Annotated in this window: 13 protein-coding genes; 7 read left to right on the top strand and 6 right to left on the bottom strand. The window is 41.3% G+C overall.

Annotated elements, in window-relative coordinates:
• Positions 1–31 precede the first annotated feature (31 nt).
• From PQ461_RS02630 to PQ461_RS02645, 4 genes are all read right to left on the bottom strand, one after another.
• Positions 32–1,285 (bottom strand): pyridoxal phosphate-dependent aminotransferase, encoded by a 1,254-nt coding sequence (locus PQ461_RS02630; RefSeq protein WP_274208077.1) that lies wholly within the window; start codon positions 1,283–1,285, stop codon positions 32–34.
• Positions 1,286–1,307: 22 nt separating this feature from the next.
• The gene (locus PQ461_RS02635; RefSeq protein ID WP_274208078.1) at positions 1,308–2,045 is read right to left on the bottom strand and encodes an acyl-CoA desaturase; all 738 of its coding nucleotides are present in this window, start codon (positions 2,043–2,045) and stop codon (positions 1,308–1,310) included.
• 169 nt (positions 2,046–2,214) lie between these two features.
• A complete protein-coding gene (locus PQ461_RS02640; protein WP_274208079.1) occupies positions 2,215–2,670 on the bottom strand; it encodes a ferritin-like domain-containing protein in 456 nt (151 codons plus the stop codon).
• A gap of 76 nt (positions 2,671–2,746) precedes the next feature.
• Positions 2,747–3,757, bottom strand: coding sequence for an LLM class flavin-dependent oxidoreductase (locus tag PQ461_RS02645; RefSeq protein ID WP_274208080.1), 1,011 nt, complete (start codon positions 3,755–3,757; stop codon positions 2,747–2,749).
• A 162-nt stretch (positions 3,758–3,919) separates the two neighbouring features.
• On the opposite strand from PQ461_RS02645, the gene PQ461_RS02650 reads away from it, so the two are divergent.
• The 3 genes from PQ461_RS02650 (at position 3,920) to PQ461_RS02660 (ending at position 6,085) form a co-directional block, all read left to right on the top strand.
• On the top strand, positions 3,920–4,495 hold the full coding sequence (locus PQ461_RS02650) for a DUF4142 domain-containing protein (RefSeq protein ID WP_274208081.1): 576 nt from the start codon (positions 3,920–3,922) through the stop codon (positions 4,493–4,495).
• 74 nt (positions 4,496–4,569) lie between these two features.
• Complete coding sequence (locus tag PQ461_RS02655; protein ID WP_274208082.1) at positions 4,570–5,586, top strand: Gfo/Idh/MocA family protein; 1,017 nt, start codon at positions 4,570–4,572, stop codon at positions 5,584–5,586.
• A 16-nt stretch (positions 5,587–5,602) separates the two neighbouring features.
• Positions 5,603–6,085, top strand: coding sequence for a TlpA family protein disulfide reductase (locus PQ461_RS02660; protein ID WP_274208083.1), 483 nt, complete (start codon positions 5,603–5,605; stop codon positions 6,083–6,085).
• Between the two features lie 56 nt (positions 6,086–6,141).
• Here PQ461_RS02660 and PQ461_RS02665 read toward each other — a convergent pair whose 3' ends face one another.
• On the bottom strand, positions 6,142–7,347 hold the full coding sequence (locus PQ461_RS02665; RefSeq protein WP_274208084.1) for a peroxiredoxin family protein: 1,206 nt from the start codon (positions 7,345–7,347) through the stop codon (positions 6,142–6,144).
• 49 nt (positions 7,348–7,396) lie between these two features.
• Positions 7,397–8,536 carry an acyl-CoA dehydrogenase gene (locus tag PQ461_RS02670; protein ID WP_274208085.1) on the bottom strand — a complete coding sequence of 380 codons (1,140 nt, stop codon included), beginning with the start codon at positions 8,534–8,536 and terminating at the stop codon, positions 7,397–7,399.
• Positions 8,537–8,941: 405 nt separating this feature from the next.
• Between PQ461_RS02670 and PQ461_RS02675 the strand changes: the two genes are divergently transcribed.
• From PQ461_RS02675 to PQ461_RS02690, 4 genes are all read left to right on the top strand, one after another.
• A complete protein-coding gene (locus tag PQ461_RS02675; RefSeq protein ID WP_274208086.1) occupies positions 8,942–9,184 on the top strand; it encodes a helix-turn-helix domain-containing protein in 243 nt (80 codons plus the stop codon).
• A gap of 91 nt (positions 9,185–9,275) precedes the next feature.
• Positions 9,276–11,333: a M13 family metallopeptidase gene (locus tag PQ461_RS02680; RefSeq protein ID WP_274208087.1), complete on the top strand. Its 2,058-nt coding sequence runs from the start codon at positions 9,276–9,278 to the stop codon at positions 11,331–11,333.
• Positions 11,334–11,415: 82 nt separating this feature from the next.
• Positions 11,416–12,042, top strand: coding sequence for a nicotinamide riboside transporter PnuC (pnuC, locus tag PQ461_RS02685; RefSeq protein WP_274208088.1), 627 nt, complete (start codon positions 11,416–11,418; stop codon positions 12,040–12,042).
• Positions 12,042–12,581 carry an ATP-binding protein gene (locus PQ461_RS02690; RefSeq protein ID WP_274208089.1) on the top strand — a complete coding sequence of 180 codons (540 nt, stop codon included), beginning with the start codon at positions 12,042–12,044 and terminating at the stop codon, positions 12,579–12,581. The genes pnuC and PQ461_RS02690 overlap by 1 nt, the downstream gene beginning before the upstream one ends.
• Positions 12,582–12,615: the final 34 nt, after the last annotated feature.

Genomic DNA, 12,615 nt, shown 5'->3' on the forward strand with positions numbered 1-12,615 from the left:
ATAGCCGGCTAAATTTAGCCGGCTATTTTGTTTATTTAAGGTTGCTTAATGCTTGCCTGATACGTGGTATCATTTCCTGTATATCTTCCAGAGTGCAGGTGCCAACAGAAGCCCTGAACCAAACTGACGAATCATCCGTACCGAAAGCCGAAAACGGCACTAAGGCTACCTTGGCTTCTTTGATAAGGTAAAAGTTGATATCAGCTGACGAATTTAAAACCTCACCGGTAGGCGTAGTTTTACCGGCATAGTCAACTTTTACAGTTAAGTAAATAGCACCCATTGGTTCAATGGCATCAACGTTAAAGCCTTCTGACTTTAATTGTTGAAAGCCCTGGTAAAGCGTATTTAAGCTGCTTTGTATGCGGTTTTTAAAATTGCCTAAGTATTCATTAAGCGGCGCTTCATCTTTAATGTATTCTGCAGTGGCAACTTGCTCTGCTTTTGGTGCCCATGCGCCCATGTGGCCAACTATAGAACGCATTTGGCCAATAATTTTTGATGGTCCAAATCCCCAGCCTACACGTACGCCCGTTGCGGCAAGGCATTTAGAAATACCGTCGATATAAATGGTGTAATCTTTCAGCTCAGGGTGAAGGCTAACCGGGTTAACATGCTCTTTATTAAATGTAAGCTGAGAATAGATCTGATCGTACATAATGTACAATGGCTTCTCGCCTGCACCGCGCGATTCATTTTCTGCAATTACCAGGTCGCAAATTTCTTCCAGGTCCTTTTTATCGAACATGGTGCCGGTAGGGTTAAGCGGCGAGCATAGTGCCAGCAAGGTAGCGCCTTTTAAATGCGGGCGCAGATCATCAGCTGTAGGCATAAAATTATGCTCTGCTTTGGTTACTACCTGCACTTCTTCGGCGCCAAGCAAATGACAATAGTGGTTGTTGTTCCATGACGGTACAGGGTACACTACTTTGTCGCCTTTATCAATCAGTGCTAAGAAAGTAGAGTATATCAATGGGCGGGATCCGCTGGCAATTAGAATATCACTTGCCGGGTAATCAAGCCCAAAACTTTTTTCTAAAAAAGCAGACACTTCCTGACGCAGAGTGGCAACACCATCAGCCGGCGGATAGTTGGTCTGGTTATCGTTATAGGCATCAATAATGCCCTGCTTTAGTTCGGCAGGTATTGGATAAATGTTTGCATCAAAATCGCCGATGGTAAGATTGGCAATTTTTTGGCCTTGTCTTTTTAACTCGTTAATCTCATTGCCGATCTTGATGATCTCAGAACCCTTTAAGGTTTGGGCAAGCAGTGATGTGCTCATGATGTATTGGTTATTTAAAGTACTAAGCTAAAGTTGGTTTGCGCAGTTTAATAATGCGTGCCCAGTGCATCACTTTCATCACAGGGTATACAGGGTCAAACTCGAACCAACGTGTAGCAAAGTTAGCTTTATTAGGGTGCTTGTGGTGATTATTCTGAAATAATTCGCCAAGCATCAGAAAGTCAAACGGAGTAGTATTTTTTGATTTGTCGTTGTTGTCAAAGTTAGCATAGCCGTATTTATGACCGCACCAGTTTACAATTGCACCGTGGATAGGGCCCATCATAAAATGAATAGGTAATAGCAGGTACATCCACCATTGTGTAGCAAAGGCTACATAAAAGGCAATATAAAGCAAGCCCCATATAATGCGCGATGCAAATGTTGATCCGTAATAATCAAGCAGGTGCCATTCAGGATAATTGCCTTTGAAACGTGCTTCCGGCTCTTTTAAGCGACGCTCGTGCTCGCGGAAACTTTGTACCGTATGCCACATCATCTGTATCACATCCTTAAAGAAGTGTGGTGAATGCGGGTCTTTTTCGGTATCGCTGTAGGCATGGTGCTCACGGTGCATAATTGCATAGGCACGCGGGTTTAGAAATGATGATCCCTGGCAAATGAAGGTCATGACGTGGAACGTCCGCTCAAAAAACTTGTTGGTAGTAAACATTTTATGCGACGCGTAGCGGTGCAAAAAGAATGTTTGAAAGAACAACGACAGGAACCAATGGGCGAGAAAGAATATTAAAATATACACTTAATTAAAACGTGGTTTTGAATTTATAATTGCGCAAAGGTACGGTTTTAAAATTTGTACTGCTACGGAGTTGTAAGGTTTGACAATCAATATTATATTATTAAACAGTTAATAAAAAACAAAGCCGGTCACTTATGTAACCGGCTTTGCCATAATCGATTAATTATAATTATTTAGCGCTATCGCGTAATAATTTGATACGGTCATGTGCTGCACGGATATCCTGTGCCTGGCTTGATACGATGGTTGAAGCCTCACCTGCAAGTTCACCTTCGGTTAAGGCAGTTTCGTATGCTTTTTTAATAGCATCCTCGCCGCGCTCACATTCTGATAATATAGCTGCACGATCATTGCCGGTAAATAAAGCTTTTACATCAATCCATGCACGGTGAATTGCGCCGCTTGCTGTGCCGCCTTTTTCGTAATCATGGCCTGTAGCTGCGATAGCTGCAGTTAATTCCTGCGTATTTTTACGGCTTTGTTGTGCATATTCCTGAAACAGTGATTTTAAATCTGCATCGCCTTCTCCAAGGTCAGCAATTGCTTTTTCAAAACCCTCAGTACGTGAGTTATTGATCTCTATTAAATCGTTTAATGTTTCTACTGTTTTTTCTAAGGTTTCCATAAGATAGATATTTAAATTCATGTGTGATTTTACAATACCTATGCCAATAATTAACCAGACTGAACATTATTTATTTTTAGGTTAATAAAACGTCGTTTAACAACTTGTATGACAGTAAACGATCCTCAAAAGATTCTGTGATGGTAACTAAAACTATTTCATCCACATCATAATCCGCAGCAAGCTGTTCTATTTTTGCTTTCATCTGTTCAGGATTACCTGCAATTACTCTTTTCCTGTTGTAACGCACACGTTCTTGCTCAACCAGATTATAGGTCACCTCCTTAATGTCATCATAAGAAACAGGGACCAATCCCATGCCCTTTTCCAGGCTTAAAAAGCGATAGTCCATCAATGCCTGATGCTGATGGATCTTTTCTTCATCTTCAGAGCAAAACGCAAAAATAGCCATGTTAACAAGTGGCTGTTTAAGATCTTCTGAGGGCTTAAACCTTTCCCTGTAAACTTTTACAGCCTCAGGGCCGCCATAAGGATTAATAAAATGCGCAAAGGAAAAGCCCATGCCAAAGTGTGCAGCAAATATTCCGCTTTGGCCGCTGCTGCTTAATAGCCACATATGCGGTACAGTTTTCACCATCGGGATAGCTTTCACTTTTTCATTAATGGTGCCCGGCTCGTTACTATCATGAAAATAGTTTTGCAGATCATATAACTGCTCCACAAAATCTTTTTCGCTAAACTTGTTCGCTGGGTTAAGAACCGAAGCAGTTAAGCGGTCAGTACCAGGCGCACGGCCCATACCTAAGTCAATACGGCCGGGGGCCAGGGCTTCCAACATCCTGAAATTCTCAGCAACCTTTAATGCACTATGATTAGGCATCATTACGCCGCCTGACCCTATACGTATATTCTTGGTTTGCGCTGCCAGATTACCCAAAAGCACCTCGGGTGTAGAGCCTGCAAGGCTGCTGGTGTTATGATGTTCAGCCACCCAATAGCGGTGATAGCCTAACTCGTCGGTATATTTTGCTAATGCAATGGTTTCCTGTACAGCCTGCTCGGCGCTTACGCCTTTTCGCACAGGCGACTGATCCAGTACACTCAGTTTTAATTTTTTAGTTTCCATATGTTTTGTTAAGCAAAAGTACAGTAATGCTATCGGCGTAGTTAATTATAGCCTGTTTTATGGCACAGGGCTTACAAAGAAGTATTACCTGCTTCTTTTAATAGTTAAAACTATTGAAAACGGTAGCTGTTGAATTTAATAATTACTATAAATATTTAACTTATGAAAAATTTAAGTGTATGTGCAATTGCTTTAGGCATGTTTGCCTTGCAGGCTTGCAACAACGGTGCAAAAAACGATAGTACGGCTAATGCCGATAGTGCAAATAACGCTAAGGATACCTCAACTACTTCAAGGCTGGCGGTTAATACCGACGACTCTAACTTTGCTGTTGAAGCAGCAAGCGGTGGTTTAGCTGAAGTAGAATTAGGTAAGCTGGCGCAGACAAAAGCAACCAACGCACAGGTAAAAGAATTTGGTACCATGATGGTGGATGATCACACTGCGGCAAATAACGAGCTGATGGAACTGGCAAAACTGAAGAACATATCATTACCAAGCGTTCCGGGTGAAGATGAGCAAAAAGTGAAAGACGACCTTGTACAGAAATCAGGAAAAGATTTTGACAAGGCTTATGTTGATGCCATGATCGATGATCATAAAAAGGACATCAAATTATTTAGTGATGAGATGAAAAGTGCGAAAGATCCTGATATCAAAGCCTTTGCTTCTAAAACACTACCGGTATTGCAAAAGCACCTGGATCACATTCAAAAAATTCACGATAGTATGAAGTAATTTGTTAATTTGTCGGTTAGCTGATTTGTTATTTAAAGTAGCAGATTAGCGTCAAATCTGCAAAATTGATACCTATGAGTGATACCATAACCGCCGGGCTTTTAGCCTACGGCATGTCCGGAAGAATATTTCATGCTCCCTTCCTTAGTACTAATCCACATTTTAAATTGAAGGCCGTTGTTGAACGCCACGAAAAAAAGGCGGCGCAGCGCTATCCTGATATTGTAAGCTATAACCATAGTTTCGAATTGCTGAATGATCCGGAGATTGAACTGGTGGTTATCAATACGCCTAACCATACTCATTATCAATTAACCAAAGAAGCCCTGGAAGCCGGCAAGCATGTCCTGCTGGAAAAGCCTGCTGCACCAACAGCCGAGCAGGTAAAGGCATTATTTGATTTAAGTAGGGAAACCGGCAAAAAGCTGATGATCTATCAAAATCGCCGTTATGATAGCGGGTTCAGGTCGGTACGCGAAATAATTGAAAGCGGCCGCCTTGGTGAGTTGATAGAAGTACATTTCAGGTATGACCGTTACCGACTGCCCATTGGCCAGAAGGTATTTAAAGAAAGCAGCGGTTATGTAGCAAATGGGCTTACTTATGATTTAGGGCCGCATTTGCTTGACCAGGCAATAGCCTTATTTGGCAAACCTTTAAGCTTTAATAAGGTGACCTCTACCCATAGGCCAAACTCGCAGGTGGATGATTACTTTAGTTACCAGCTAAATTATCCTAACGGATTAAATGTGTTTCTAACGGCAAGTCTGCTTGTTGCGGAGCCATCACCGGCATATATTGTACACGGAACAGTAGGTAGTTATATCAAAGGTCAGCACGATACGCAGGAAAAACAGTTAGACAGCGGCATGCTGCCAACAGATGAAAATTATGGCGTTGAAGCAGCAGGCAGCGAAGGTAAACTGGTAATAATGGGTGTGGATAATCAGAAAGAAATCAGCTATGTGCCTTCTTTAAAAGGTAATTATAATGATATATTTGATGCAGCCTACAACACCATAAGGCATGATGCGTTATTCCCAATAACCGAAGAGCAGATTGCCTGGCAAATGGAAATGCTGGAGGCCTGATATTATGATTGACCGAATGAAAAAACTACTTAGCTTATTTGTACTGGTGATATTGGCCAGTTGTATCCGTGCGCAGGATAAAGGTATTGAGAACCTGCCCATGTACCATATTGTGAACCAGGATAGCGTTAAGATGACATCATCCAACTTGAAAAAGAACAAGCCGGTGATGATCATTTATTTTTCGCCAGACTGCGGCCACTGCCAACACCTGATGTATGAAATGAAACCGAAGCTTAATAAAATAAGCAACGTTCAGATTGTAATGATCACTTTTACACCTTATGTAATGGTAAAGGATTTTTATAAAAGTTTTGGCTTAAAGGCTTATCCAAATATTACTGTAGGTACAGAAGGTTACACTTACGAAATGCAGCAATATTTCCATGTGAAAACAACGCCATTTATTGCGATATACAATAAGAGCGGTCACCTGGTTAAGGCTTACGAAAAAGTGCCGGATATTGACGACCTGATAGCCGCAGCACAAAAGGCATAAACAAAAGGGGCCTTGCAATTTGCAAGGCCCCTTTTGTTATATCACGTTTTAATAGATTACTTTTCAGCTAACAGATCATCAGTTATTTTCTCAAACTGATTTACAAACTCTGTATAATGTTCGCCTGTGCCGGGGCCGCTAAAGCCGGTATATATCTTGCGTACATTGCCTTTCTTGTCAATAATTAATGTGGTAGGGAACGAGAAAAAGTTAGCGATTGCTGGCAGGCTTTTAGAAACTTCAGCAGGTTTGCTTGAATATCCCGTTACCAGTATCGGATAAGGAATGTTAAAGTGTTCTTTCTCTTTTAGTAACGATGCTTTTGATTTATTAAAATCTGTGGTACGCTCATAAGCCAGATCAACTACCTCAACACCTTTTGGATGGTATTTTTTATAATACTGCACCAGGTAAGCGGTTTGGTCCATACAGTTAGGACACCATGATCCCATTATTTCAATAATCACCACTTTGTTTTTAAAGCGGCTGTCACTTAGCGATATCTTTTTGCCGTTAAGATCAGGAAATGAAAAATCCAGCTTTTCGTAACCTGGCTTTAAGGCGGTAAGTGTATACGCATCTGGCAGTTTTGCATTCTCGTCTTTTACAGCATGCCACGGTGTACGGCCGAATAGACCATCGGTTAAAGTATGGTCATCCTTTAATGTGGCAGTAAATAAAAAGGCGTGCCCACCATCAAAGCACGATAGGTAAAGTTTGTCGCCATCAACTGTGCCTTCTAAAAAGCGGTAATCGCCGGTGGTAGTTAAAAACGTACCTGTAACCTTTGCTCCCGTTTGTTTAAATTCTGCAACAGTAGTGTCGGGGTGATCAATACCTATAATGGCAGACCATCTTCCACCAACATTATATTTAGGAGCTTCAGTTGCTTTAAAACGATAGCTCACACCCGGTTCAGCAGTAAACGGAGTAGCAGCATCGCGTTCGCCAAGGTGCTTGATCCAGCTACCTTTTAAGCCTTTGCCTTCAAACGCCAGCTTAAACTCAGAATCAAAAAGCGGCATTTGTATAAACACCGAGTCGCCTTTAACTTTTACATCGTTTACCTTAAAGTGCTCGTTGCCGTTTATAATGGCAATTTGCTTGTGCCCTGCGGTATCCTTAACGGTAAAGTTAAAGGGCAACTCGTTATTTCCCTGGTGCAATACACCACGCCACATGCCATTGCTCAATTTATTTTGTGCAAAGCTATGGCCGGTTATAAGCAACCCGGTAAGTAGTATTAAGCTTTTAAATTTCATAGCCTACTAAATTAGTCGTTTTTAACAAAGGTAGGCTATGGTAACAGTATTATTTCAGAATATCGCGCGAAATTACAATGCGTTGAATTTCCGAAGTGCCTTCATATATCTGTGTGATCTTGGCATCGCGCATCATTCGCTCTACATGAAATTCTTTCACAAAACCATAACCGCCGTGTATCTGTACAGCCTCGGTAGCAACCTTCATCGCAGTTTCTGATGCAAACACCTTCGCCATTGCAGCGGCGGTTCCATACGGCTGATGATGGTCTTTAAGCCATGCGGCGCGCAGGCATAGCAGGCGTGCGGCCTCAATTTCGGTGGCCATATCGGCGAGTTTAAATTGAATGGCCTGATGTTCGGCTATCGGTTTGCCAAATGTTTTACGCTCTTTCGAATATTGCAAAGCCAGTTCATAGGCGCCCGCAGCAATACCTAAAGCTTGTGCAGCAATACCTATGCGGCCACCTTCAAGCGTTTTCATCGCGAAGCTGAAGCCAAAGCCATCCTCGCCAATGCGGTTCTCTTTAGGCACTTTAACATCGCTGAACATTAATGAATGGGTGTCTGATCCGCGGATGCCCATTTTATTTTCTTTTGGGCCTACTGTAAAACCGGGCATGCCTTTTTCAACAATAAAAGCATTGATACCCTTATGCTCTTTAGCAGTATCTGTTTGGGCAATTACAATATAGGTAGAAGCAGAACCGCCGTTTGTGATCCAGTTCTTGGTGCCATTAAGCAGGTAATGGTCGCCCATGTCAATGGCGGTAGTATGTTGCGATGTCGCGTCAGAACCGGCTTCTGGCTCAGATAAACAGAATGCGCCGATCTTTTCGCCTTTGGCTAAAGGCACAAGATATTTTTCTTTCTGTTGTTCCGTTCCATATTGCTCAAGTCCGTAGCATACTAATGAATTATTTACCGAAACAACTACAGAGGCAGAGGCATCAACTTTCGATAGCTCTTCCATTGCCAGTACATAAGATATCGCATCCATGCCGCCGCCGCCGTACTGCAGAGATACCATCATGCCTAAGAAGCCAAGTTCGCCTAACTGCTTTATTTCTTCTGCCGGAAATTTTTGGTGTTCGTCGCGTTCTATTACGCCTGGCTTTAACACGTTCTGGGCAAAGTCGCGTGCAGCCTGGCGTATCATTAATTGTTCTTCGGTAAATTCAAAGTTCATAATTGGTTGTGTTTAGCCAAATATAATACTATGCTTGCATAGTAAAAATGTATAAACAAAAAAAGAGAGCTTTTGCAAGCTCCCTTTCCCCTAATTAATTTAAACTATTGATTAAACCCAAAACAAAGAACAAAAAACCTCAGCTTGGGCGTCTGAGAATTCAAAAACAAAGTTTTTTATAGGTAGATGTTGTTTTTATGTTATTCACAGATAAATGCAGAGTCGTGAAGAGTATTACAAATGTAAAGCCACAATTTTAACAAGCTACTTACTTATACGTCATAATTTGTTATGTTTGTGAACTAACTGGCCTTCCTTAAATTTTCTTTATCAGAAATAGTAACTTATTAAGCGCTACGTTAATAAGTATTACCAAAGTTTTACATCTTCATTTATCTATAAAATATGTTATTAACTGATTTTGAGTATCTTAATAACTCAGAAGAGGCGTTTAAAAAGAAAGTCGCACTTCAAATTAAGCGGTTAAGGAGGCAAAACCAAGTCACCCAGGAGCGCTTTTTTAGCGAAACCAACATTAATATTGCACGCTTAGAATCGGGTAAAATAGATATACGATTGGATACTTTACGCAAAATCTGCTACTATTTTGATGTTTCATTATCCGGTTTTTTTCAAGGAATATATTAATTTGCCTCATAATTAACTGTACATAATTTAAAACAATTCCTTTATTCTGTACAGCACCGTCTTTTTATTGTACGAAATTTAATACAACCCTATGCATAAAAGAACACTCCTTACCATTGCCGTATGTACTGTTGGCACAGCTGTGCTTTTCACTGCCTGCAAAAATGGTTCATCAAGCGTAGATTATGCTGCGCACGATGCTATTTACAAAAACATGGATACCACTGTTAAGCCCGGCGAAGACTTTTTTAAGTATGCCAATGGCGGATGGTTGAAAAAGAACCCTATCCCTGCTGCTTACTCAAGCTGGGGTATTGGTAACCTGGTTACTGAAGAACTGCGCGAACGCCTCAGAAAAATTAATGAGGATGCGCTGAAGCAACATGCGCCAAAAGGCAGCAGTTCGCAAAAGATCGGCGATTTTTATTACAGCGGTATGGATACCGTTACGATTGAAAAAGAAGGCCTGTCGCCGCTGAAAGCAGAGCTGGCCAAAATAGATTCGGTAAAGGATATACCGTCTTTATTAAATGCCTTTGCACATTTTGAAGTGATCGGTGTAACGCAGCCTATCGGCGCTTACGTTGGCCAGGATGAAAAGAACAGTGAGAAAATGATGATGAACCTGTTTCAGTCTGGTATTGGTTTACCAAACCGCGACTACTACTTTAACACCGACGAGCAAAGCGTTAAAGTACGTAACGATTATCAGCAAAATCACTTACCTACACTCTTTAAACTTTCGGGCCTTGATGCTGCCGCCGCAACTGATGCTGCAAAGAAAGTTTATGCTTTAGAAAAGTTTTTGGCCGATAGTTCAAGAAAGCTGGAAGACCTGCGCGATCCTTACAAAAATTATCACAAAATGCCGGTTGCCGGATTAAGCAAGCTTGTGCCGCAAATTAACTGGAAAGACCTTTTTGATAAAATGGATTACAAAAACGTGGATAGCGTTATTGTTGGCCAGCCAGAATATTACCATGCGGTAAGCAAGGCACTAACCACTTATAGTATTGCCGACTGGAAGCTTTACCTGCGTAAAAACCTGATCAATGAATTCAGCAATGACCTTTCAAAGGCGTTTAACGACGAGGCTTTCCGTTTTTATGGCACTGTATTATCAGGCCGTAAGCAACAGCTGCAGCGCTGGAAAAAGGTGCTTGATGCTGAAAATAGTTTAATGGGCGAAGTTTTAGGACAGCTGTTTGTTAAGGAATACTTCCCTGAAAAAACCAAGGAGCGCTATGTAAAACTGGTTGAGGCCATGAAAGGGAGCTTTAAAGATCATATTGACAAACTTGACTGGATGAGCGCCGAAACCAAGAAAAAAGCGCTGGATAAACTTTCAAAGATCAACCCTAAAGTTGGCTATCCGGATAAATGGAAAGATTTTTCATCGCTTGAAATTGTGCGTGGACCTTACGTGCAAAATATTATCAATGCCAACATCTTCTGGCATAAACGCGAAGCTGATAAATTAGGCAAACCGGTTGACCGTACCGAGTGGGATATGACGCCACAGACTTACAATGCGTACTACAATCCATCAAACAACGAGATTGTATTGCCTGCTGCCCAGTTCATGATTCCGGGTGTTAAGGATGAAGATGTTGATGATGCTGTTGTATACGGTTACGCTGCTGCTTCAACCATCGGTCACGAAATGACACATGGTTTTGATGACCAGGGCCGTCAGTTTGATGCTAAAGGAAACCTTAAGCCTTGGTGGACAGCACAAGACTCAGCCAAATTTACCCAGCGTGCACAAAAATTAATTAACCAGTTTAACGGTTATACCGTTTATGGCCTGCATGTAAATGGTAAGGCTACTCAGGGCGAAAACATTGCCGACTTAGGCGGTATTGCCATTGGTGTAGATGCATTTAAAAAGACCGACCAATATAAAGAAGGCAAAAAAATTAATGGTTTAACCCCACTGCAACGCTTCTTTTTAGGTTATGCACTTGGCTGGTTAGGCCAGGAACGTAAAGAAACCTTAATGAATCAGGTGCTTACTAATGAGCATGCCCCAGGCTTCTTACGTGTAAACGGTCCGTTTGGTGATGTGCCCGAATTTTATGAAGCCTTTGGTATTAAAAAAGGTGATAAAATGTACATCGACCCGGATAAGCGTGTGAAGATCTGGTAAAATAAGATCTGAATATTAGCAAGTTAAAAGTGCAGATGTTTTTAAATGAATTCATCTGCACTTTTGCTAATTTGCCCGTTCTATGTTTCATGTTTTTTTAGATTGGTGGCATCAGCAAAGCTGGGTAGAATTAATTGGTGTAATAGCCGGTTTACTTTGCGTTTACCTTGCCGCCATCAATAATATCTGGAACTGGCCTTTCGCAATAATCAATGTCATACTGTACATCTATATTTATTTTAACACACAGCTGTATGCCGATATGGGCTTGCAGGTGTACCTGTTAGGTGTAAATATTTATGGCTGGTATTACTGGAGCAAGCGACCCGCTGCTGAAATAAAAGTCCCGGTTATTTCCATGAGTACAAGGCAATGGTTAATTTCTGTAATTATTGTAGCTGTTTGTACGCCTCTCTTAGGATTTACTTTAGTCAGTCTTTCCCCCATTCTTCATTACAAACCTGCTGCTTATCCTTATTTAGATAGCTTTTGTACCATGTGTAGTATCATTGCACAGATTTATCTTGCCCGTAAAGTTTTACAAAACTGGCTTATCTGGGTGTTTGTGGATATTATATATGTAGGCGTTTATATTGTAAAAGATTTACATGCTACCGCATTTATGTATGCGGTATTTGCTATCATTGCAGCCAAAGGTTACCTGGATTGGCGTAAAGAATATTATGCGCAATCTAACAAGGTGTTGTAATGGCATTAAACGAAAACATAATTAAGATAGCGGTAGTAGGGCCCGAATCGACAGGCAAGTCAACTATGTCTGCGTACCTTGCCAATCATTTCGGGACCGTATGGGTGCCCGAATTTGCACGTGGATACTGCGAAAACCTTAATGGCGATTATACCTGGCAGGATGAGGTCAATATGTTTTACGGACAGCTTGAGCTTGAAAAGGAAATGCTGCCAAAAGCTAAGAATGGCTTAATTATTTGCGATACTACCTTTATTACTATTAAAATATGGAGCGACCAGCTTTTCGGTAAATCTCCGCAGGAGGTTTTGGACGAACTGCCTAAGCATCCTTATGATCTTTATTTATTATTGGATATCGACCTGCCCTGGGAAGATGATCCTTTGCGCGATTTCCCCGATATGCGCGAACATTTTATGCAGGTATGGCATAACGAATTGCAAACCCTTGATGCAAATTACACCGTTGTTTCAGGCACTGGCGACGAACGTTACAGTAATGCCGTTGCTGCTGTAAATCAATTTCTTAAATCCCTTTAATTTTTTTAGCTTTCTGTGCAACGTTTGAAAAAAC

The organism is Mucilaginibacter sp. KACC 22063, assembly GCF_028736115.1.
Taxonomy (GTDB): domain Bacteria; phylum Bacteroidota; class Bacteroidia; order Sphingobacteriales; family Sphingobacteriaceae; genus Mucilaginibacter.

Coding starts and splice junctions, on each gene's coding strand:
- PQ461_RS02675 (WP_274208086.1), top strand. CDS start 8,942: ATGTTATTAACTGATTTTGAGTATCTTAATAACTCAGAAGAGGCGTTT.
- PQ461_RS02640 (WP_274208079.1), bottom strand. CDS start 2,670: ATGGAAACCTTAGAAAAAACAGTAGAAACATTAAACGATTTAATAGAG.
- PQ461_RS02645 (WP_274208080.1), bottom strand. CDS start 3,757: ATGGAAACTAAAAAATTAAAACTGAGTGTACTGGATCAGTCGCCTGTG.
- pnuC (WP_274208088.1), top strand. CDS start 11,416: ATGTTTCATGTTTTTTTAGATTGGTGGCATCAGCAAAGCTGGGTAGAA.
- PQ461_RS02670 (WP_274208085.1), bottom strand. CDS start 8,536: ATGAACTTTGAATTTACCGAAGAACAATTAATGATACGCCAGGCTGCA.
- PQ461_RS02630 (WP_274208077.1), bottom strand. CDS start 1,285: ATGAGCACATCACTGCTTGCCCAAACCTTAAAGGGTTCTGAGATCATC.
- PQ461_RS02665 (WP_274208084.1), bottom strand. CDS start 7,347: ATGAAATTTAAAAGCTTAATACTACTTACCGGGTTGCTTATAACCGGC.
- PQ461_RS02660 (WP_274208083.1), top strand. CDS start 5,603: ATGAAAAAACTACTTAGCTTATTTGTACTGGTGATATTGGCCAGTTGT.
- PQ461_RS02680 (WP_274208087.1), top strand. CDS start 9,276: ATGCATAAAAGAACACTCCTTACCATTGCCGTATGTACTGTTGGCACA.
- PQ461_RS02655 (WP_274208082.1), top strand. CDS start 4,570: ATGAGTGATACCATAACCGCCGGGCTTTTAGCCTACGGCATGTCCGGA.
- PQ461_RS02690 (WP_274208089.1), top strand. CDS start 12,042: ATGGCATTAAACGAAAACATAATTAAGATAGCGGTAGTAGGGCCCGAA.
- PQ461_RS02650 (WP_274208081.1), top strand. CDS start 3,920: ATGAAAAATTTAAGTGTATGTGCAATTGCTTTAGGCATGTTTGCCTTG.